The sequence below is a fragment of the Aequorivita vladivostokensis genome (assembly GCF_000952855.1).
In the GTDB taxonomy this organism is placed as follows: Bacteria; Bacteroidota; Bacteroidia; order Flavobacteriales; family Flavobacteriaceae; genus Aequorivita; species Aequorivita vladivostokensis.
In genome coordinates this window covers 200,985-222,243 of the sequence record NZ_JSVU01000004.1, presented here as the reverse complement: position 1 = coordinate 222,243, position 21,259 = coordinate 200,985, and the positions used below count along the sequence as shown (strand labels likewise).

The 21,259-nt window shown below is 40.4% G+C and carries 21 protein-coding genes; 9 read left to right on the top strand and 12 right to left on the bottom strand.

All coding sequences use genetic code 11. The features are described 5' to 3' along the window. Nucleotide 1: 1 nt before the first annotated feature. A complete protein-coding gene (locus tag MB09_RS07995) occupies nucleotides 2-442 on the top strand; it encodes a GNAT family N-acetyltransferase (RefSeq protein ID WP_045080376.1) in 441 nt (146 codons plus the stop codon). A 68-nt stretch (nucleotides 443-510) separates the two neighbouring features. On the opposite strand, the gene MB09_RS07990 is transcribed toward MB09_RS07995, so the two are convergent. From MB09_RS07990 to rnpA, 6 genes are all read right to left on the bottom strand, one after another. After that, on the bottom strand, nucleotides 511-882 hold the full coding sequence (locus tag MB09_RS07990) for a hypothetical protein (protein WP_045080375.1): 372 nt from the start codon (nucleotides 880-882) through the stop codon (nucleotides 511-513). Between the two features lie 73 nt (nucleotides 883-955). After that, nucleotides 956-1,774, bottom strand: a complete 819-nt coding sequence (locus tag MB09_RS07985; RefSeq protein WP_045080374.1) for a sterol desaturase family protein — start codon at nucleotides 1,772-1,774, stop codon at nucleotides 956-958. A gap of 3 nt (nucleotides 1,775-1,777) precedes the next feature. After that, complete coding sequence (locus MB09_RS07980) at nucleotides 1,778-2,275, bottom strand: hypothetical protein (protein WP_045080373.1); 498 nt, start codon at nucleotides 2,273-2,275, stop codon at nucleotides 1,778-1,780. 10 nt (nucleotides 2,276-2,285) lie between these two features. Next, nucleotides 2,286-3,908 (bottom strand): S41 family peptidase, encoded by a 1,623-nt coding sequence (locus MB09_RS07975; RefSeq protein ID WP_045080372.1) that lies wholly within the window; start codon nucleotides 3,906-3,908, stop codon nucleotides 2,286-2,288. 51 nt (nucleotides 3,909-3,959) lie between these two features. Next, the gene (locus tag MB09_RS07970; RefSeq protein ID WP_045080371.1) at nucleotides 3,960-4,775 is read right to left on the bottom strand and encodes a DUF4349 domain-containing protein; all 816 of its coding nucleotides are present in this window, start codon (nucleotides 4,773-4,775) and stop codon (nucleotides 3,960-3,962) included. Next, the gene (gene rnpA / locus MB09_RS07965; RefSeq protein WP_045080370.1) at nucleotides 4,762-5,127 is read right to left on the bottom strand and encodes a ribonuclease P protein component; all 366 of its coding nucleotides are present in this window, start codon (nucleotides 5,125-5,127) and stop codon (nucleotides 4,762-4,764) included. The genes MB09_RS07970 and rnpA overlap by 14 nt, the downstream gene beginning before the upstream one ends. 133 nt (nucleotides 5,128-5,260) lie before the next feature. On the opposite strand from rnpA, the gene MB09_RS07960 reads away from it, so the two are divergent. After that, nucleotides 5,261-5,803, top strand: a complete 543-nt coding sequence (locus tag MB09_RS07960) for a transposase (RefSeq protein ID WP_052671321.1) — start codon at nucleotides 5,261-5,263, stop codon at nucleotides 5,801-5,803. Nucleotides 5,804-5,844: 41 nt separating this feature from the next. Here MB09_RS07960 and MB09_RS07955 read toward each other — a convergent pair whose 3' ends face one another. The 3 genes from MB09_RS07955 to MB09_RS07945 are packed head-to-tail and all read right to left on the bottom strand — an operon-like array spanning nucleotide 5,845 to nucleotide 10,226. Then, nucleotides 5,845-7,680 (bottom strand): M1 family metallopeptidase, encoded by a 1,836-nt coding sequence (locus MB09_RS07955; RefSeq protein ID WP_045080368.1) that lies wholly within the window; start codon nucleotides 7,678-7,680, stop codon nucleotides 5,845-5,847. Next, nucleotides 7,677-9,347, bottom strand: coding sequence for a S8 family peptidase (locus tag MB09_RS07950; RefSeq protein ID WP_045080367.1), 1,671 nt, complete (start codon nucleotides 9,345-9,347; stop codon nucleotides 7,677-7,679). Before MB09_RS07950 ends, MB09_RS07955 begins: the two co-directional genes overlap by 4 nt. Before the next feature lie 18 nt (nucleotides 9,348-9,365). Beyond that, a complete protein-coding gene (locus tag MB09_RS07945; RefSeq protein WP_045080366.1) occupies nucleotides 9,366-10,226 on the bottom strand; it encodes an MBL fold metallo-hydrolase in 861 nt (286 codons plus the stop codon). A gap of 138 nt (nucleotides 10,227-10,364) precedes the next feature. Between MB09_RS07945 and MB09_RS07940 the strand changes: the two genes are divergently transcribed. The 3 genes from MB09_RS07940 (at nucleotide 10,365) to MB09_RS07930 (ending at nucleotide 12,852) form a co-directional block, all read left to right on the top strand. Then, nucleotides 10,365-12,233, top strand: coding sequence for a cation:proton antiporter (locus MB09_RS07940; protein ID WP_045080365.1), 1,869 nt, complete (start codon nucleotides 10,365-10,367; stop codon nucleotides 12,231-12,233). Nucleotides 12,234-12,271: 38 nt separating this feature from the next. Then, the gene (locus tag MB09_RS07935) at nucleotides 12,272-12,499 is read left to right on the top strand and encodes a hypothetical protein (protein WP_045080364.1); all 228 of its coding nucleotides are present in this window, start codon (nucleotides 12,272-12,274) and stop codon (nucleotides 12,497-12,499) included. 92 nt (nucleotides 12,500-12,591) lie between these two features. Next, nucleotides 12,592-12,852 carry a hypothetical protein gene (locus MB09_RS07930; RefSeq protein ID WP_045080363.1) on the top strand — a complete coding sequence of 87 codons (261 nt, stop codon included), beginning with the start codon at nucleotides 12,592-12,594 and terminating at the stop codon, nucleotides 12,850-12,852. A 47-nt stretch (nucleotides 12,853-12,899) separates the two neighbouring features. Here MB09_RS07930 and lepA read toward each other — a convergent pair whose 3' ends face one another. Beyond that, entirely contained in the window at nucleotides 12,900-14,696 is a 1,797-nt protein-coding gene (lepA, locus tag MB09_RS07925) for a translation elongation factor 4 (RefSeq protein WP_045080362.1), read from the bottom strand. A gap of 219 nt (nucleotides 14,697-14,915) precedes the next feature. Between lepA and MB09_RS07920 the strand changes: the two genes are divergently transcribed. From MB09_RS07920 to MB09_RS07910, 3 genes are read left to right on the top strand one after another with little or no spacing between them, the layout of a single operon-like run. After that, complete coding sequence (locus tag MB09_RS07920) at nucleotides 14,916-17,333, top strand: outer membrane beta-barrel family protein (RefSeq protein ID WP_045080361.1); 2,418 nt, start codon at nucleotides 14,916-14,918, stop codon at nucleotides 17,331-17,333. Between the two features lie 60 nt (nucleotides 17,334-17,393). Next, nucleotides 17,394-18,386 carry a tRNA dihydrouridine synthase DusB gene (gene dusB / locus MB09_RS07915; RefSeq protein WP_045080360.1) on the top strand — a complete coding sequence of 331 codons (993 nt, stop codon included), beginning with the start codon at nucleotides 17,394-17,396 and terminating at the stop codon, nucleotides 18,384-18,386. Nucleotides 18,387-18,444: 58 nt separating this feature from the next. Then, nucleotides 18,445-19,101 (top strand): FAD-binding oxidoreductase, encoded by a 657-nt coding sequence (locus MB09_RS07910; protein ID WP_045080359.1) that lies wholly within the window; start codon nucleotides 18,445-18,447, stop codon nucleotides 19,099-19,101. A gap of 36 nt (nucleotides 19,102-19,137) precedes the next feature. Here MB09_RS07910 and MB09_RS07905 read toward each other — a convergent pair whose 3' ends face one another. Together MB09_RS07905 and rbfA are read right to left on the bottom strand one after the other, a co-directional pair. Next, nucleotides 19,138-20,343, bottom strand: a complete 1,206-nt coding sequence (locus MB09_RS07905; RefSeq protein ID WP_045080358.1) for an ABC transporter permease — start codon at nucleotides 20,341-20,343, stop codon at nucleotides 19,138-19,140. 1 nt (nucleotide 20,344) lies between these two features. Continuing rightward, nucleotides 20,345-20,740 carry a 30S ribosome-binding factor RbfA gene (rbfA, locus tag MB09_RS07900; protein ID WP_045080549.1) on the bottom strand — a complete coding sequence of 132 codons (396 nt, stop codon included), beginning with the start codon at nucleotides 20,738-20,740 and terminating at the stop codon, nucleotides 20,345-20,347. Between the two features lie 106 nt (nucleotides 20,741-20,846). Here rbfA and mce point away from each other — a divergent pair, with 106 nt between their 5' ends. Next, on the top strand, nucleotides 20,847-21,254 hold the full coding sequence (mce, locus tag MB09_RS07895) for a methylmalonyl-CoA epimerase (RefSeq protein WP_045080357.1): 408 nt from the start codon (nucleotides 20,847-20,849) through the stop codon (nucleotides 21,252-21,254). The last annotated feature ends 5 nt before the right edge of the window (nucleotides 21,255-21,259 follow it).

Here is a 21,259-nt window from a genome sequence, read left to right as displayed (position 1 = left end):
TATGAAAATTGAAGTAAAGAATTTTGATGAATTGAGCACAAAGGAATTGTATGACGTTTTACAATTGCGAAGCGAGGTTTTTGTGGTGGAGCAAGATTGTGTTTATCAAGATATTGATGGAAAGGACGAACGCGCCTTGCACATTATGGGTTGGGAAGACGGTAATTTAGTTGCTTATGCGCGCTGTTTCCAAGCGGGTGATTATTTTGACGAAGCGTCCATAGGAAGGGTTTTGGTACGCGAAAACTACCGAAAAATGGGCTATGGCCACGCGATTACCAAAGCATCAATAGAAGCCATTAAAACAAATTATAAAGCCGATAAGATAAAGATATCGGCTCAAGTGTATTTGGTTATTTTTTACGAAAGCCACGGGTTTAAAACCATCGGCGATCGTTATATGGAAGATGGTATTCCGCACATTGCCATGCTTAGAGTTTAAAAAAATTTCCTCTTCTTTTCCCTTTAGGATTAGGGTAAAAAAGGAGGAAATTTTCAAGTATAAACTGATTACAGTTTAATAAGATTTTTCTCCAGATTAAGGTCTTTCAGCATTTCGTCCGTAAACTTGTAATGCCCTCGGCGGGTAATGATTTTAAAACGCTGGTTCCGCATACGAGTCAACGTATCCAAAAACTGCCATTTGGATTTTAGCAATCGCGGTTTTTCAGATTTTAGACTGATTTCAAAATAATGCTTAATTCCCGCGCGATCTGCTACTATGTCTGGAGTAATTACCACATCGCTATCTTTTTTGTGATAGGATTTTGGAGTTTCATAACCGTCCACATCGGCCTGGATGTGTTCAAAACCCCGGTTCTCTAAATAGGCCACAGATTCCTTTAGAATCTCCTTGTTTTCGTCTCTTTCTGATTGTACCATAACTGCTAAGATACAATATCATTGATAAACAGTCAGTTAAGGTTATGTTAAGCGAAAAAATTTAGCTGTTAAATTAATTTTTATAGCGAATGGATTTGTCAAATGGAAGTTTCAATTGTTGCAAAATATTTTCATCATCGCGATGGTCGGCAATGTCCAATCCGTATTTAATATCCAAAGTTTTTCCGTACACAAACGTGCCAAACACGCGGTCCCAAATTGAGAACATATTTCCAAAGTTGCTATCTGTCCACGGCATTTGATAATGATGGTGGAATTTGTGCATATTCGGGGTTACGATAATGTAGCTCAGCGATTTGTCCAGTTGCTTTGGAAGTGAAATATTGGCGTGGGTGAAATAGGTAAAAAACACACTTAAAATCCGATAAAAAAGATAGAAAGCAATTGGCATTCCCATAATTACAACGGCAATCAAGGCGAAAGTTTCCCGAATAATAAAATCGAAAGGATGGTGGCGCGTTCCCGTCGTCACGTCCACATTTTTATCACTGTGGTGCACGGTATGCAACCGCCACATCCACTTTACTTTGTGAAGCAGATAATGCACAAAATATTGCGCAATCAAATCCAAAACCAGGATGGAAAGCAGCAATTCCAACCAAACAGGCCCATCAAAAAGTTGTAGCAACCCGAAGTTGGAATCGTTTAACCACAGAAAAATACCAACGGTCGCAATCCCGAAAACCACGTTTATCAGCATCACAAAGGCCAGCAAGATTAAATTGGTTTTTGCGTGCCGCCATTTGTTGTATTTGGTAAAAACGAGTTTGTAATACCCTTCAAGAATCCAGAAAATAGTAAGTACAAAGAACACCCAACCAGCTTTCATCCAAACGGGCATGGTTTCGAAGAAGGTTAGGAAGGAGTGCATTTTCTATAATTTATTCTGTAAAATTGAAAAACAATTTTGATTTGGAAAAACCTTGCTAAAATCATTAAGGATTTGTTCAGAAATGTTTTTTTCAAAAACAGGTAAGATAACCGATCTCGAATGTTTCTCGGTTTTGTATTCTATCGTAATCCAATATAAAGGATATATAATTTTTTCTTTTGAATCAATTCTCACTAATTGCTCTTCCTTATGAACATAAATAATTTCCAGTAATTTATTTTTAAGTAAAATATCCTGAATAGCTTTATTAGTTTCAGAATTGGATTTAAATTCCATACAAGGTGCAACATCATAATATCTTGACAGCTTTATATCATTTTCTATGATTATATAAAAATCTGATTTAAATATATTTAGTGTAATATTTAAAGAGTTTTCCGGATTAATTAATTCAGATGTAATATCCTTATAACTTGGTATTTCTTGTGAGAAAATATTTGAACAAACACAAAGTCCGATAAGAAGAATAAATTTATTCATTTCTCTAATTTTACTTCAAAATCTTCCCATACCGCCCAGCATCATTCAAAACAGCGACCGCCTCCAAAATCTCGGGATTATGCTCAATTTGATAATTATATAAACCTTCACGGTAGAAATAACGTTTTAAAATTTCATCGGTCAACAACGATTCTATTTCCACTTTTTTATCAATAATAGCTTTGTCCTTGGCTTTGTCAATTGCGGTCATAAGTTGGTTATAACTTGCTGAAATATCCTTACTCATATCGTCATCTTCCGAGATTTTTAAACCTTCGGCAAACTTCTTTTCGGTATCGGTTTCGTATTCAAAATTGTTGTCTTTTAAAAATTTCAGAAAATCCTGAAAATCGGCTTCGGTAAATTTGAAGTTTTTCCAATCGGTCATTTGATGGCTGTAGTAATATTTTGTTGCAAAATCGAAAATGGCGTTGTCCTTCAGCAAAGCCGTGGTTATCGGACTAAATACCGCAGATTTCAATTCCACATCGGGCAAGATTCCGCCGCCGTCGTAAACCGTTCTGCCACCTTTGGTCTTAAAGGCGTTATATTCCTTGGCATCTTTTCGGATAGGGTCGCCGTTTTCGTCACGGTGCCAGTAGTCAAGGGCCTGTATGCAGCGGCCGCTTGGCGTATAATAGCGCGAAATGGTAACTTTCAGCTGTGTTCCGTAAGTCAATTTTTTTGGACGCTGCACGAGTCCCTTTCCGAAACTTCGGGCGCCCACAATTACCGCACGGTCCAAATCCTGCAATCCGCCGGAAACAATTTCACTGGCCGAAGCGCTTCTTCCGTTTACCAAAACCACAAGTGGAATTTCAGTATCTACGGGGTCGCTTTTGGTTTTATAGGTTTGGTTGTATTTTTCAATAGCCGATTTGGTCGTGGTAATTACTTCGCCTTTATCCACAAATAGGTTTACCACGTTTATGGCTTCATTCAGCAAGCCGCCCGGGTTTCCACGTAAATCCAGAATGATTTTTTTTGCGCCCTGCGACTTCAAATCAACCAGCGCAGCTTTGGTCTCAATAGTAGTCTTTCGGTTGAATTGTGAAAGCACAATATATCCAATGTCGTTATTTATCAATTTGTAAAAGGGAACCGCTTTTAAATCTACCGCCCCTCTTGTAATGGTTGCAGTGGCGGTTTTTCCTTGTCTTTTGTAGGTTACCTCAACGGTTGAGCCGGGTGCGCCTTTTAATAATTCGCCGGCGTCGTCTTCCAAATCGGCAATATTAACGTTGCCTATTTTTACGATTTCGTCCCCAGCCTTCAAACCCGCTTTATCGGCAGGATAGTCCTTGTAGGGCTCCACAATTATAATTTTATCCTTTCTGCTCTGCGCGGTTGCGCCAATGCCCGTGTAAATGCCGGAATTGTTGATTTTGGCGTCCTCTACTTGCTGTTCGTTCCAATAAACGGTGTATGGGTCCAAATCTTCCAACATGCCTTTAATGGCTTTGTCCATAAGCGTTGCGGGCGTTACTTCGTCCACGTAATTCATGTTCAATTCCTTGAAAAGTGTGGTGAAGATTTCAATCTGTTTGGCAATTTCAAAAAAGTCACTTTTGAAACTTACGGTAGTAAAAAATATACCGACAGCGATGATGGGAACTATTATTCTTTTTTTCATTTTCTGAAAATTTAATTTAAAAGGAATCTCCAAAACTTGGAATTTGGAGTTTTAGTTTTTGGGATTTTTTGGTTTTCTCTTCTTCAGAAATATACGAAGAATGATAACAACTATTATTGCAACGAGGAATAAAGGCCAAAGGTATAAAATGCCCAAGAAAAATACCGAAATGCCGTTCCAACCGCCTTGCAGCGCGTTTTTCATTTTTTGGCCGTAGGATTGTGTGATACCAGTTTCCGCAGTGGTTTTATAAAATTCAATGTTTACGGTGCTCATTGAAACCTGGCTCTGCAGATATTGCAATCGTCCTTGTTTGGCTTCAATTTCCTCACGAATGTTGGAAAGTTCGCGCTCAATTTGCAACATTTCCTCAACTTTATTCGCTTTTTTAAGCAGCTCAAGATAGCGTTCCTCAAGCACGCGCTTTGCTTTTAACCGCGCTTCCAAATCCACAAATTCTTCGGAAACGTCCTGCCTTGAAATGTCTTTTTGGTCAAAATAGGCTACACCTTCTGAAATGCCGTCGATAAATTGCTGAAAATTTTCCGTGGGAATGCGAACGGTCATATTTTTATAAATGCGGTTATAGTTTTTGCCGCTGTTGTCATTCTGAACCAATCCCTTGTACTGCGTGGCCAGTTGCAGGATTTTTTTGTGCGTCGCCTCCACATCTTTGGTTTCAAAAGCGAGATGGGCAGTTTTGATGATTTTTTGTTCCTGGATCTGGGTATTTTGAGAAATATCCTCCATCTCCGGACTCATTTCATAAGATGCCGATGGAGCTTCCAAAGTTTCAAAATCTTTATTTGCCCCTCCGCCAGAGCAACCTAAAACAAACAATAAAAGTAAAGTGCTAATTGTTTTCATCCCGTAATTTTTTAAGCAGCTTTACCATTGCTTTGTCAAGTTCGGCGTACTGCGGTTTGACTTTTCCCAAAAAGAGAAATAGCATCACAAATTTCTTGCCGTGAATTTCGTCAAGCCAGTGTTTGTTAAGACGATAGGCTTCGCGAAGCTGCCTCTTTATACGGTTTCGCTCCACTGCCGATTTAAAATTCCGTTTAGGAACGGCGAAAGCAGCGAGATGGTTTTCCAAGTTTTCCTTCGGAAGAAAAAATATTTTTATGGGAAATTTGGAATGTGTTATCCCTTCCAAAAACAAATTTTCAATTGTCTTGGCGCTTTTTAATTTTTCATTTTTGGGAAATTTTTGGGCCATAATTATTTGTAGGCGCGCGATTTATCGCGCACCTTTCCGTATAATCGCACGACATTTCTGCGCATCGTCAATCCTCAATTGTAGTGATAAATTTAAGAAAATGGGTTACATTTAGTTAAATAAAACATTTATTGTGAAACACAAAGATGGTTCATTCAGATTAAAAAATTGGGATTATTCCAATATTGGATTATATTTTTTGACAATTTGTACCAAGAAGAAAGAACATTTTTTTGGAAATATTGAAAATGATATAATGGTTTTAAATGAAGTGGGCTTAATTGTGGAATCAAATTGGCGTAATATTGAAACACAATATTCAAATATTGAAATTGCCGATTTTGTGATTATGCCGAATCATTTGCATGGTATTTTGATAATAGATGGTTTAAAACATTTAAAAACCAATGATTTCGCCATTGATGAAAAAACAGGAGGAATTACAGGAAATAAAAACCCCATGTTGCATCAGAATATTTCAACTGCGGTTCGTTGGTTTAAAGGAAAAACAACGTTTGACTGTAGAAAAATAAATACAAAATTTGGTTGGCAGCCAAGATTTTACGATCATATCATCCGAAACCAAACATCATTTTTAAAAATTCAGGATTATATTCAAAACAACCCGAAAATGTGGTATAGAGACCGGAATAATGAAGCAGGTTTAAAAATGTAGGCGCGCGATTAATCGCGCGCCTACAAGATTATTGGTTTAAATTATTTTACTTCCCAAAGATTATTTTCAGGATTAATATCTGCCATTCTTCGCGTGGCATCTATCATCATATTTTTTACTTTTTTTCCGTTCTTTATTTCAAAAGTATAGGTCGGGTATGCCCACGGCCAATCTTCCAAAACGGTGCGCTTCAGTTCAGTAAATGGGTTTGGTTTTTCGCCCCACATCATCCGCAACGGAATGTAAAACAATTCCTGCGAACCGTCTTCATAGGTCACGTAAAGATCTATGGGCATTGGCATCAAGCCAATTCTTTCCAGAGTTATCTTCGTGCTTTCACCTTCGCTTTCCACAGCTTTTATTCCGTAATCGATGGTGTTTGTGGTTTGCGTCCAATCTGTTAGGTACCAATCCAACTCAAAGCCCGAAACCTTTTCCGCGGTGCGGATAAAATCGTTTGGTGTGGGGTGCTTAAATTTGAAATCGGAATAATACCGCTTCAGTGTTTTTGAAAGGTTTTCTGGTCCGATAACGTATCCCAACTGCGTTAAAAATACCGAACCCTTGCTATAGGCATTTATACCGTAGGAACGATTGGTAGCGTATCTGTCTGCGTGGGTACTGAGAGGCTGTTCCGCGCCGCTTGTGGCCATATAGAAATAACTTCTGTAGGAACCGGCGTGCGGATTTGGTTTGTTTTCCTCCATTACATAATTCATGGCTTCATCTGAAATGTAAGAAGTAAAGCCTTCGTCCATCCACTCGTGTTTGCTTTCGTTGGTAGCCAAAACAAACTGAAACCAGGAATGTGCAAGCTCGTGGGCGGTTACGCCAACTAAACTTCCAAACTCACGTTGTCCTGTAATCATTGTGCTCATGGCATATTCCATTCCGCCGTCACCACCTTGAATTACGGAATATTGCTCATAGGGATATTCCCCAATCTGCTCGTTGAAAAATTCCATCAATGCAGCCGTTTTCGGTTGCAGGTTTTTCCAATTCTCGGCAATTTCAGGATCGTTCTTGTAGAAGAAATGAAGCGTCACACCATTGGGCCCGGGATAGGTATCGTGTATATACTCATCATCTGCAGCCCAAGCAAAGTCGTGCACGTCAGGCGCTAAAAAATGCCAAGTATATTTTCCTTTTTTTGGTTTCATCCACTTTTGGCCGGGTAAAGTATAACCGTGACCTACTTCGGCGGGATTTTGAAGATAACCGGTTCCGCCGATTGTATAATCGGCGTCTATGGTTATGGTCACGTCATAATCGCCCCAAACGCTGTAAAATTCGCGGGCTATGTATGGGTCGGCGTGCCAGCCTTCAAAATCGTATTCGGCTATTTTTGGGTACCATTGGGTCATAGTTAAGGCAACGCCCTCAGAACTGTCACGCCCCGAACGTCGGATCTGCAACGGCACTTGCGCATCCCAGTTCATATTGAAAACGGTGCTTTCGCCCGGCAGAATAGGTTTGTTCAGCAATACCTGCATCACCGTGCCTTTAATGGTATAATCTGCAGCAACACCATTTTGTGTGAAAAGCGTTGGTTTAATGTATCCAATTTCCGAAGGTGATAATTTAGAAATACGATCCATCACGCGGCCATCCGGATCTGCGATGGTACGCGAGCGCACGTCCATTTCACTCCCTGGCTGGAATGCATTGAAGTAAAGATGATAGAAAACCTTTGTCAAGGTATCGGGAGAGTGGTTCGTATATTTCAACTCCTGCGTGCCTTTATATTGAAAGGTCTTCACGTCCATATCGACGGTCATTTTATAATCTACTTCCTGCTGCCAATAGCTATTATTGTTCTGTGCAAATGCCGAAAAGAATACCGCTATAAAAAAGAAACCGGTTAGAAGCTGCTTCATAAGTTAGCCATTTTATCTGCCATAATTAGGGCGTTGTACATATTTACCATTTTCCCCGATTTTGAAATATTTGCGAAGGAATCTGTATTTGAAGGTTCGCCGCCCAAAACTACCTGAGTGTTGATTGAAAGGCCGCTATCCATCAAAATTTGCTTTACTTGTGCTGCGGAGAGGCTTGGGTAATAGGAACGGATCATTGCTGCAACACCTGCTACTTCAGGTGCAGCCATTGAAGTTCCCTGTAAAAATTCGTAGGTATTTAAAGGTGTGGTTGCCCAGATTTTTACACCGGGCGCAAAAACATCGACGTTGGTTTTTCCGTAATTTGAAAAATTTGCAACCATTTCACTGCCGTATTTGTAGTTAAGCGCGCCAACAGTCAAAAAGGAATTTGCCATTTCCGTACCGTTGTCTATTTGATCGTTAGGGTACACATTTACGGTATCCAAATCCAAGCCGTCATTACCGGCTGCATTTACAATCAAAACATCTTTGGAAGCTGCATATTTAATAGCATCATAAACCCAATCTGCTTGTGGGGAATAGTATTTTCCAAAGCTGGTATTTAGCACTTTCGCGCCATTGTCCACTGCATAACGAATGGCCAAAGCGATGTCTTTGTCGTACTCATCCCCATCCGGCACTGCACGAACCGCCATAATTTTTACATTGTTTGCAACGCCATCCATACCAATTCCGTTGTTGCGCTGGGCTGCAATAATGCCCGCAACGTGCGTACCGTGCTTTACATTTTCACGTGTTGGGTCTGGCCCGGCTACATTATTGTCTCCATACACATTGTCCGCAATATCTTCGGGGTTATCGCCCAAAACGCTGCGGAAATCTTTGGTCATATTGAAATTGTTCTCTATTCTGTCGTCAAAGTAATCCAACCCGTTTTTAAGATCTTTTAAAACTTCGGGCACAGAATCGGCGAAATTCAGCATTTGGGAGAGCATCGCAATTTGTTGTTGTTCCTGCGCGGAAGGATTCTGTATGGCCGAAAGATCTTCTTTGGTATAATCTTCCTTTCCCAGTCTTTTTGCCATTGCTTCGTGCGTAGGTTGCAACTGTGCAAGGATTTGTTCGTACTGGGCTTTATTCATCGTAATCTCCCTTAACTCCTTTTCATATTCGGCTTGTGCTTTTTGGTAGAGCGCAAATTCTTCTCTATCGGCAGCACTTATGGAAGCTTCGCTTTTGCCTTCATATTTCGGCTTTAGTTTTCTTATAATACGAACATATTCCATGTTTTCACCTGTAATATTTCCTAAGAAATTCCAACCATGGATATCATCAACAAATCCGTTGTTGTCATCATCAATACCATTTCCAGCAATTTCCCCCGGATTGGTCCAGATTACGTTTTTTAGATCTTCGTGGTCTATGTCGACTCCGCTGTCAATAACTCCTACAATTACGGTTTCGCCTTTTCGCTTTTTGATTATTTCGCTGTAGGCTTTGTCAACGCTCATTCCGGGCACGGTATCGGTTACAAGGTCCATTGCCGGCCAGTGTTTTAACTGTTCCTCGGTTAGCGGCGTAATTTTTAAAGGATTGGAATCAATATTCTGAATGGGAGTGGCGACGATGGCTGCTCCGCTTCCGCAGCCTGCCAAGACAGTTGAGATGGCAACTGCGAATAGTGTAGTCTTAAAAATGTTCATTTTCTTTTGAAATAGGTGTTAATTAAAAAATTCGTTAAGTGATAAGGTTTCGTCTAATCGAACGCCCTTATCGGTATTTTTAACCGTTATTATCGGGTTGTGGGCATCGTGCTCCAAAAAAAGATAGAAGTTATTTTTGGCAGCTTTGTTCAGAAATTTTTCCTTTTCGGGAAGTGTAAGTAAAGGTCGCGTATCATAACCCATCACAAAGGGAAGCGGCAAATGGCCTGCCGTAGGAAGCAAATCTGCCATAAAAACCAGCGTTTTTCCTTTATAGTTGATGTGTGGAATCATTTGTTTGTCGGTATGTCCATCCACAAAAAGAATTCCAAAGTCCATTTCATCGGGCTCTGCAAAATCTGATTTGGGCTGCGATACAAATTTCAACTGCCCGCTTTCCTGCATCGGCAAAATATTTTCTTTTAAAAAGGAAGCTTGTTCCCTTCGGTTTGGCTCAGTTGCCCATTGCCAATGGTCTTTGTTGCTCCAAAAGGTCGCGTTTTTAAAAGCCGGTTCATAGCCTGTACGGTCCTTGTTCCACTGCACGCTGCCGCCACAATGGTCGAAGTGGAGATGCGTCATAAATACATCGGTAATATCATCGCGGTGAAAACCGTGTTTTTTGAGCGAATCGTCTATATTGAAATCACCCCATCGGTAGTAATATCCAAAAAATTTCTCGCTTTGCTTGTTGCCCATTCCCGTGTCGATCAAAGTAAGTCGATTGCCGTTTTCAATGAGAAGACAGCGCGCGGCAATATCTATCATATTGTTGGCATCGGCGGGATTGGTTTTGTTCCAAAGGGTTTTTGGAACGACCCCAAACATGGCGCCGCCATCGAGTTTAAAATTTCCAGCTTCAATAGGGAATAAATTCATAGTCAGGAGAAATGAGTCGCAAATTAATAAAAGCGTTACACTCGCACGGGCGTAGTGTAAATTAATTATACTATTTTTAACAATTCATTAATATTTCGTGGAAACGAAAAATGTTTAATTTACCGAAAACCCAATTGAATGGTAGAACTTGCTGGAATTATAATTCTCGGAATCTTGGCCCAATGGGTCGCATGGAAGTTTAAAATTCCTGCTATCTTACCCTTAATTTTAATAGGACTATTGGTGGGTCCGCTGTCCACATTAATGTCTGCCGATGGCACACAATGGCTCCAACCAATATGGAACGGCGAGAAAGGACTCTTTCCCGGAGAGAATCTTTTTTATTTTGTCTCGCTGGCCGTGGGAATAATTCTGTTCGAAGGCGGATTGACGCTAAAAAGGGACGAAATTTCAAAAGTAGGTCCCGCCATTGGAAAGCTCATAAGCATTGGGGCCGCCATTACATTTATTGGGGCCGGTATTGCGGCACATTATGTATTTGGACTTAACTGGCGCATATCATTTCTTTTTTCTGCCTTGATAATCGTCACTGGGCCTACGGTAATTACCCCCATTTTGCGAAACATTCCGCTGAAAAAGGATGTAGCCGCTGTTCTCAGATGGGAAGGAATTTTGATTGACCCCATTGGCGCTTTGGTAGCCGTATTGGTTTATGAATTTATTAGCGTTGAAGGTGATTCAGGCTATACAAAGCAGGCGTTGCTGGATTTTGGAAAAATTGTTTTGATTGGAATGGCTTTTGGAATTTCAGCAGGTTATGCTCTCTATTTTTCCATTAAAAAGAAATTTGTGCCGCACTATCTATCAAACGTGGTATCACTATCCCTAGTTATGGCCGTTTTTGTGATCAGTGATCTTTTCGCGCACGAATCGGGACTTTTGGCAGTGGTGGTAATGGGTATGTTTCTTGGTAACAGTGATTTGCCAAGCCTTAAGGAACTTCTTTACTTTAAGGAATCGCTCAGTGTGTTACTGGTTTCCATACTTTTTATTCTGCTTGCCGCAAATATAAGTATCGAAGATCTGTTGCTGGTCTATAATTGGAAAACGGCTATTCTTTTGGCTATCATAATATTCATACTGCGGCCTTTAACGGTGTTTGCAAGTACAGTGGGCTCTTCGCTCAAAACCAACGAAAAACTTTTTATAAGTTGGGTAGGCCCGCGGGGTATTGTTGCTGCGGGTATTTCTTCCCTTTTTGGAACGCAATTGGTTTCAAAAGGCGTAGTGGGAGCCGAGTATATTACGCCCTTGGTTTTTGCCGTTGTTTTGATAACTGTAATTATAAACGCTACAACCGCACGGGTTATGGCAGGCTGGATGGGTGTATTTCTGAAAAAATCTGAAGGAATACTTATGGTGGGAGCGTCCAAGGTTTCCCGCTTGATCGCCACGTATTTGCATAAAAATAACCGCCATGTAGTTTTAATAGATTCCAACCAATTAAATATCAACAGGGCAAAAGAATTGGGCTTAGAGGCCTTTACCGCAAACATTTATGCCGATGATCTTACGGATAATATAGAATTGAACGATGTGGGCTACTTATTGGCAATGACCGGTAGCGACGAAATCAACAAGCAGGCCATAAGCCGTTTTGGACGCTATTTTGGTGAAAATGGAACGTTTAGATTGATGACCTCTGAAGAAATGCGGAAACGGCAGAGTCTATCTGCAAAAGAATTATTTTCATACACGCACGACTACAGTCGTTTCACTGAAGTTGCGCAGGATTTCCCCTCTATTCAGGAAATTCCTGTGGAAAGCCACAATCAGTTTTTGCGCGTGCTGAATATAATAAGCGAGAATGAAAATGCCATACCTTTATTTCTAAAACGTCCCAATGGTTTTCTTGAACTCATTACCGCACCCACGGAACTGGAAGTGGAAGAAGGATGTAGTTTGGTCTATCTCGGGAAACCAATGGATTTTGAGGATGTAGTGAATGCTACCCGCTCTGAAAATGAAGCGAAAGAGAAGAAATAATCCTGAAAAAGAAACGTTTTTTAATAAATTCGATTTAAATGAAAAAATCTGTTCTTATAATAGCCTTGTTCCTGGGTCTAGCGGTCATTTCATGTAAAAATGATGATGGTGTTAGCTGTACTACCTGTTCCTCTGCCGAAACTTCAGATTTTCAGGTCTGCGAGGAAAAGGATGGCAACGCCTCCGTAAATGGCCAAAACACAGGAACGCCTTATGACACCTATGTTTCTGGTTTAGAGTCTGCTGGCGCAAACTGTGGCGGATAACTTAAAATTTTCTTAAAATTTTCTTAAAAAATGTTTGTGGGTATTTTTTGATTTTTCCATATTTGGCGTTTTAACTTAAAAAATTATCAATTATGAAGAAATTATTATTTAGTGCCTTGGTCTTAGCATTAGCTGTTTCATCCTGTAAGAAAGATGATGATGGTGATGACAGAACCTGTAATACATGTCAATTAGAAATTTTAGGTACGGCAACAATTACCGAAATCTGTGACAATGGAGATGGTACTATTTCTGTAACACAAGATGGACAAACGCAGACTACAGATTTAAATGGTGTAACTTATGCGCAATATATCGCTGCTTTCGAACAAGCAGGCGGGTCTTGCAACTAAATACTATCGTTGAATTACATAAAAGCCCTGAAGATGCAGGGCTTTTTTTAATCGTTTAATTTTAAGACCGCCATAAACGCTTCCTGCGGGATTTCTACATTTCCTACTTGGCGCATGCGTTTCTTTCCTTTCTTCTGCTTTTCCAACAGTTTTCGCTTTCGGGAAATGTCTCCACCATAACATTTTGCGGTAACGTCCTTTCTCAAGGCTTTAACCGTTTCACGAGCAATTATTTTTGCACCAATGGCCGCCTGGATTGGAATATCAAATTGTTGGCGTGGGATGAGTTGGCGTAATTTTTCGCAGATTTTCTTCCCAATATCATACGCATTATCGCGATGAAGCAATGCAGAAAGTGCATCCACAATGTTTCCATTTAACAGAACATCTACCTTGACTAGGTGCGACTGGCGCATCCCGATAGGAGAATAGTCAAAGGAAGCATAACCCTTGGAAACGGTTTTCAATCTATCGTAAAAGTCAAAAACAATTTCGGCCAAAGGCATGTCAAAAGTAAGTTCTACACGTTCGGTGGTTAAATAGGTTTGATTTGTAATTTCTCCTCTTTTCTCAATACAAAGCGACATTACAGAACCCACAAAGTCTGATTTGGTAATGATTGTAGCCTTAATGTAGGGCTCTTCTACCCGGTTCAATTTAGATGGGTCTGGCAGATCGGATGGATTGTTCACCAAAATTGGAACATCTGGTTCCTTATTGCTAAAGGCGTGATAGGATACGTTGGGGACGGTAGTAATAACCGTCATATCAAATTCACGCTCCAGTCTTTCCTGAATGATTTCGAGATGTAGCATTCCCAAAAACCCACAACGGAAACCAAAACCAAGAGCAGCAGAACTTTCCGGTATAAAAACTAGGGAAGCGTCGTTCAATTGCAATTTTTCCATGGAGTTGCGTAGCTCTTCATAGTCTTCGGTATCTACGGGATAAATTCCTGCAAAAACCATGGGCTTTACATCCTCAAAGCCTTCAATCATATTGACGGTTGGGTTTTTTGAATCGGTAATGGTATCGCCCACCTTTACTTCTTTTGCTTCCTTTATGCCCGTAATAAGATAGCCCACGTCGCCGGTTTTTACAACTTCCTTGGGTTGTTGTTTCAATTTTAGGGTGCCCACTTCATCGGCAAAATAGCTTTTCCCGGTAGCCATAAATTTTATGTGCTGTCCTTTTCGAATTTCGCCATTTAGCACTCTAAAATACGTTTCCACCCCACGAAAGGGATTGTAAACCGAATCAAAGATCAAAGCCTGTAAAGACTCATCCGGATTTCCTTTGGGTGGCGGTATGCGTTCAATAATTGCGGCTAAAATCTCATCAATGCCAATCCCGGTTTTTGCACTTGCGGGAATAACTTCCTCGGGTTTACAGCCTAACAGATCCACGATGTCATCGGTTACTTCCTCTACATTGGCAGAGGGAAGATCGACTTTGTTTAACACGGGTATTATTTCCAGATCATTTTCCAAAGCCAAATAGAGATTGGAAATGGTCTGTGCCTGAATACTCTGCGCCGCATCTACAATCAGCAAGGCTCCTTCGCAAGCCGCGATGGAACGGGAAACCTCATACGAAAAATCGACGTGGCCTGGGGTGTCAATTAAATTTAGTATATATTTTTCACCTTTGTAAACGTAATCCATTTGAATGGCGTGGCTCTTAATGGTAATGCCCCGCTCACGCTCCAGATCCATATTGTCAAGCAACTGTGCCTGTTTTTCGCGATCGGTTACGGTACCAGTGGCATCCAATAGACGGTCTGCCAAGGTGCTTTTTCCGTGGTCGATATGGGCGATAATGCAAAAATTGCGAATGTTCTTCATAAATAATTCCTTCTTCGTGCTACAAGTTGCAAATATAGATTAAAAGAGTGATTATATGTATTTTGATTGGCTCTGTTAAAATAATTGATTTTCGATAGCTTTTAATTAATAAATTTTTAACATATTTGTAGGGCAAAGTTGTAATACAACGATGCACTGTATTATCTCCCCAGAAAAGAATCATAGTAACGGGTGTCGCCCCAGATATCTACTTATGTTATGACAAGATTTATTATGTACTTTTTCTGCCTGAGCGGTGGAATTTTGATGGCACAGGACTTTTCTGTGACTGGGAAGGTAATGGACGAAAATAGCAACCCCCTTTCTTTCGTGAACGTACTGGTGTACGAAAATGCGGACGAAACCCCGAGGGAGGGAACCACAACTGACGAAGACGGTTCTTTTGCCTTAAAGAACTTGGCTTCGGGAACGTACAATATCAACTTTAGCTATATCGGATTTAAGGAAATACAGCATACCATCCAGCTTTCATCAAACCACGATTTTGGAAATGTGGTTATGGAGGAAAGCCAGAACATTCTGGATGAAACAGTGGTCGTAGCCAAGCTGCCCACGATACGCAAATCTGCCGGAAAACTTACTTTTGAAGTGGAAAACACTTCTTTTTCCGTGGGCAATACGATGGATCTTCTTAAAAAAACCCCGGGAGTTACGGTGATAGGTGAAAATATTCAAATTAAGTTTTCATCACCGATCATTTATATCAATGGGAAAAGAGTGTATCTATCTTCTTCGGAAATAATAGCGCTGCTTGAAAATACCGACGCCGCAAATATAAAATCGGTTGAGGTTATTACAAATCCATCTTCCAAATATGACGCCGAAGCCGGTACGGTACTGAATATTGTAACTTCAAAGTCTATTTCTATAGGTTATAAAGGTTCGGTAAATGCAACTTATGAGCAAGGAATATTCCCGAAGTATAATTTTGGAACTTCCCATTTTTATAAGAATAATTGGTTAAATGTTTACGCGAGTTATTCCTATGGAAATAAAAAAAATTATAAGGAGGATGATAATAATATCCGTTATTTTCAGCCCGATGAAGTATCTACAAAATCTTTTTGGGAAACCAAATTTGACCGTACAACGCACAGTGAGAGCCACAATGGAAATACCGTACTGGATTTTACATTGGATTCTAAAAATACAATCAGCCTTACTTCAAATGTTTCGGTTACGCCCAAAGTGGATTATGTGAATCACGGCAATTCCTTAATCCGTAATTCGCAGCGGCAGTTGGATTCTACAATTACTACGCTCAGTTATGTAGGTTATGAAACCCAGAATCTTACTTTTGCGATGGACTACAACCGAATTTTGAATGAAAAAGGCGCTACCTTCAATACTTCGGCCAATTATATTTATTATGATAATATTCAAAATCAAAGTGTAAGCTCTGACTATTTATTGCCGAATGGTGATTTTTTGAGAAACAATAGTTTTTATACAGATTCAAAACAAAATAGCCAGATATTCACCGCACAAGCCGATGTATCTTCTGAATTGTGGACCGGTGCTTTTGAGGCAGGTGGTAAGTTTAGCAGCATCGATACGGAAAGTAAATTGGATTTTTTTAACACCGTAAACAGCACTTCCACGTTTAACACTTCCCTTTCCGACAATTTCAATTATAAAGAGAATATTTATGCGGCCTATATCAATTTTGAAAGGCAATGGGAAAAGTGGAGCATTACGGCTGGTCTTCGGGGAGAGCTTACTGATGTAGATGCCCTTTCCCGTTCTTTGGGCCAGATTAATAACCAAACCTATTTCGATCTTTTTCCATCAGCGTCCTTCCATCACAACATAAACGACAATAATGGCATAGGCCTAAGTTACAGCCGCAGCGTCGAACGCCCGCGCTATCAGAGCTTAAATCCGTTTAAATATTTTATTACTGAACGCAATTCAATTGGAGGTAATCCCAATTTGGTTCCTGCAATTCAAGATAAAATTACACTTGCTTTTGACCATAAAGGAAAGTTATTCTTTGAAATTTATTATGAAAATGTAAAAAACAGCTTGGACATATTGATTTTACAGAATAATGACAACAGTACCTTAAGCAGTATCGATGCCAATATGATTAGAAATTATCAATATGCTTTCGACATAACCTATTTTGGTTCGCTCAACACTTGGTGGTGGATGCATATAAACACTTCTACTTTTTATTTGGCGAATGAATTTTACGCTCTCCAAAGCAGCCAAGAAAAATATACAAACGATACTTTTGGACAATATATTTATCTTACCAATCATTTCACGCTATCCAAAGACCGTTCTTTCACTGCAGATTTAACCGGAGTGTACATTTCGAATTTTGTTTTTGGAAATCGCTTTTTCAAAAACCAAAACTACGTGAATCTATCTGTCAGAAAGGATTTGTGGGATAAGCGCGCCAGCGTGACCATTGGCCTCGATGATATTTTTAATACCCTCAATAACACTGCGTCGGTTTCAGATTATTACAATCAAGACAATTATTTCTACACAAATATTGAAAGCAGATTGTTTCGTTTAGGTTTCAAATACAACTTCGGAAATGCCCGACTTCGTGATAACAGCAAAAAAATAGAAACCGACGAGGGCGACAGGCTAGAGGGCAAATAAATTCTTTTAAAATTTCATATTACTGATATTTACTACTTTTGCAGTTCCAAAACTTACGAATTGCCAAAAATAGGAAACATACAATTGCCAGACTTCCCGTTGCTGCTCGCTCCGATGGAAGATGTGAGCGACCCACCTTTTCGCGCGCTTTGCAAGGAGCAGGGTGCCGATGTGGTTTTTACGGAATTCATCTCTTCGGAAGGCCTCATTCGCGATGCAGCCAAAAGCGTGATGAAACTGGATATCTACGAAAAGGAACGCCCCGTGGGAATTCAAATATTTGGCGCCGTGTTAGAGTCGATGCTGCGCAGTGTTGAAATAGTTGAGGCCAGTGGTCCAGATATGATCGACATCAATTTTGGCTGTCCCGTTAAAAAAGTAGTTTCAAAAGGAGCCGGCGCGGGTATCTTGAAAGATATCGATTTAATGGTAAGCCTAACCGAGGCGATGGTAAAGCACACAAAACTTCCCGTGACCGTAAAAACCCGCTTGGGCTGGGACCATGATTCAATAAAGATTGTTGAGGTGGCCGAACGTTTACAGGATGTGGGTTGTCAAGCCCTTTCCATTCACGGTCGTACCCGGGCACAGATGTATAAAGGCGATGCTGATTGGAAACCCATTGCCGAAGTAAAAAACAATCCACGAATGCACATCCCCATCTTTGGAAATGGTGATGTGGACTCGCCCGAAAAAGCGATGGAAATGCGCGACAAATATGGCTTGGACGGTGCAATGATAGGCCGCGCCAGTATTGGGTATCCATGGTTTTTTAAGGAAGTGAAACACTATTTTAAAACTGGTGAACATTTACCGCCTCCTTCCATGCTTGAACGGGTTGATGCAGCCAAGAGGCACTTACAAATGGCCATAGAATGGAAAGGTGAAACCCTGGGCGTTTTTGAAACACGTCGCCACTACACAAACTATTTTAAAGGCATTCCCAACTTTAAGGAATACCGCATGAAAATGGTAACCAGCGATGATTCTGCCTCGGTTTTTGAAGCCTTTGATGAAGTTCTCGAAACGTTTGGGGATTACGAATTTGCTTAAGGAGAAATTGTATTCTAGATAAGCAAATCCTTGTTATCTTTGAATCTCAACTTTTACAATGCACAAGCTCAAGATACGCACCACCCATTATATTACCCATAACGTGAAACGCTTTGTATTGGAGAAGCCTAAAGACGTTAAATATACTCCCGGGCAATCCGCACTCATATCTGTCAATCAGCCAGGATGGGAGGATCAAATTAGGCCGTTTACGTTTACTTCGCTTCAGCATTGGGACTATTTGGAATTTATTATCAAAATTTATGACGACCATGAAGGCGTTACTTTCCAAATGGGCAAATTGAATACCGGTGATGAATTGTTACTTCACAAAATATATGGAACTATTGAATATAAGGGGCCCGGTATATTCATTGCCGGCGGAACGGGTATAACTCCTTTTATTGCGATTTTTCGGGCACTTTTTGAAAGTGGCAACCTGCGAAAAATTGCGCTTTTGTATTCAAATAAAACTAAGGAGGATATTATTTTGCACGATGAGTTGACTAAAATGCTTGGTCCGGCTTATAGAAATGTATTTACCCAAGAGGGAGTTATCGGGTTTCGCGAACGCAGGATTGATCGTAAATTTCTTATTGAGACCATTGGCGACTTTAGTTCCCGTTTTTATGTTTGTGGACCAGAAATTTTCACAAAAGAAATATGTAGTGCTTTGGTAAGCCTGGGCGCCGATCCAGAATACCTGATCGTTTAAATTCTTATAAAAATATAGAAATTTTATTTTTTGGGGTTACACCAAAAGTTTTTCCCGAACCCTACTGGCAGCAATTTTTGAAGCGATAATTCCTAATACCGTGATGGTAACGAATACAATTACAATATTTAAAAACTCCATCTTTACCGGATAGGCCAAAGTGCTGGTTATGGCCACAAATTCAAACTTCAGTTGCGCAAGTACTGCCAGGATTCCCAAAAAAATACCCAGCACACCCCCAAGCACGGTCATTAGCGTACCCTGTAGGAAAAAGATGCGGCGTATTTCGGGTAGGGAAGCGCCCAGATTGTAGAGGGTCTTTATATTTTTCCGCTTGTCCAAAACCATCATAATTATGGAGCCGATTACGTTGAAGAGCGCAATGATCAATACCAAAGTGAAGATTAAGTAAACCGCAATGTTTTCGGTATTCAGCATTTTGTAGAGGGCATCGTTCTGCTGGATTCTATTTTTGACGATGATCCCTTCGGGAAAGACTTTCTCAATTTCCTTTCGCACCATTTCTTCGGAAGCTGAAGGCGTCAATTTCATTTCAATGGAAGAGATTTTCGTACTGTCCAAGGAAAGTAAGTTTCTGGCAAAGGCCAAATCGGTAAAAACATATTTTGCATCCAAATCCTCGTTTACCTGATACACACCTGAAACCACTACATTTTCCTTGCCAAAGGCATCGGAAGGATCCAGCGCATTCAGTTGGCCCGTTCCCGGCTTTGGGACATAAATTTCCAGCGGAGCTCCGTAATCGCGAACGCCCATCGAGAGTTTGGCAATCGTAGAAAGGCCTACCACTACTTCGTTTTGGTGGGGTACAAACCACTCGCCATAATACATTATGCTGTCCAGTTGCGTAACTTTTCCGTAGCGCGGGTCCACCCCTTTTATGTAAGCAATGTGGTTTTTTCCTTTGTAATGAAGAAAGATGCGCTCCTCGATTATTTCAGAATAATCCTCAATGCCCACAATTTTTTTTAGACCTTCTTTTTGGGATTTGGAAAAGGTGATGGTCTTTCCGCTTTTTGGAAAAATTTTTAAATCGCTGTCAAAAACGTTGGTAAATTGCAAACTAAAGTCCTTTAGTCCCGAAAAACCGGAAAGCACTATAAACAAAGACATAGCACCCACCACAACGCCCACTGCCGCAATGCCGGTTATAATATTGATGGCGTTGTTGCTGCTTTTGGAAAATAAATAACGCTTGGCGATGTAGAGCGAAAAATTCAAGCTATGATTTTTTTCGTTTCGGAAGCAAATCGGGATTTTTCAAGGGGTTTTCTTCTCCTTTTACTGCTTTGTCAATCTTTTCTATATATTCCAAAGAATCATCATTATAAAATGAAAGATCGGGCATTTTGCGTAGCTGATGTTTCGTAAGCTGGGCAATTTGATGTTTTATGTTCGGCTTTAGTTTGTTGAGTTCCTTAACGATCGTTTCTGCTTTGTCAGCAGGAAACACGCTTACATAAACCTTGGCAATGGAAAGGTCTGTTGTAACGCCCACCTTGCTTACCGAAATAATAATGCCCATTTGTCCTGCCTCACGAAGCATCGCTTGCAGCACATTTGCGAGGTCGCTCTGTAGCACGCCGGCTATTTTCTTTTGTCTGTTGGTTTCTTCCATATTGCAAAAATAGAACATAAAAGTGTACGGATTGTTAAGGAAGCCACAAGCTTGTTGAATTTCAATGGAATTAAGTTTGTATTTTTGAACCATTCAAGAAGAAATTATGGAGAAAATTGAACATATAGGTATTGCGGTGAAGAATATTTCCGAAGCCAATAAAACTTATGAAGCCTTGTTGGGGAGCGCCCCCTACAAAAGCGAAAAAGTGGAAAGTGAAGGCGTGGAAACTTCTTTTTTCCGATGCGGCGAAAGTAAAATAGAGCTTTTGGAAGCTACAGATCCGGATAGTCCCATCGCGAAATTTATTGAAAAAAGAGGCGAGGGAATCCACCATATTGCCTTTGCGGTTACTGATATATGGGCAGAAATGGAACGCCTAAAAAATGAAGGGTTCACATTGCTTAGCGAAAAGCCCAAGAAAGGTGCCGACAATAAATTGGTGGCGTTTGTACATCCTAAATCGGCAAATGGCGTATTGGTAGAGCTTTGCCAAGAAATTGAGAATAAGTAAAAATA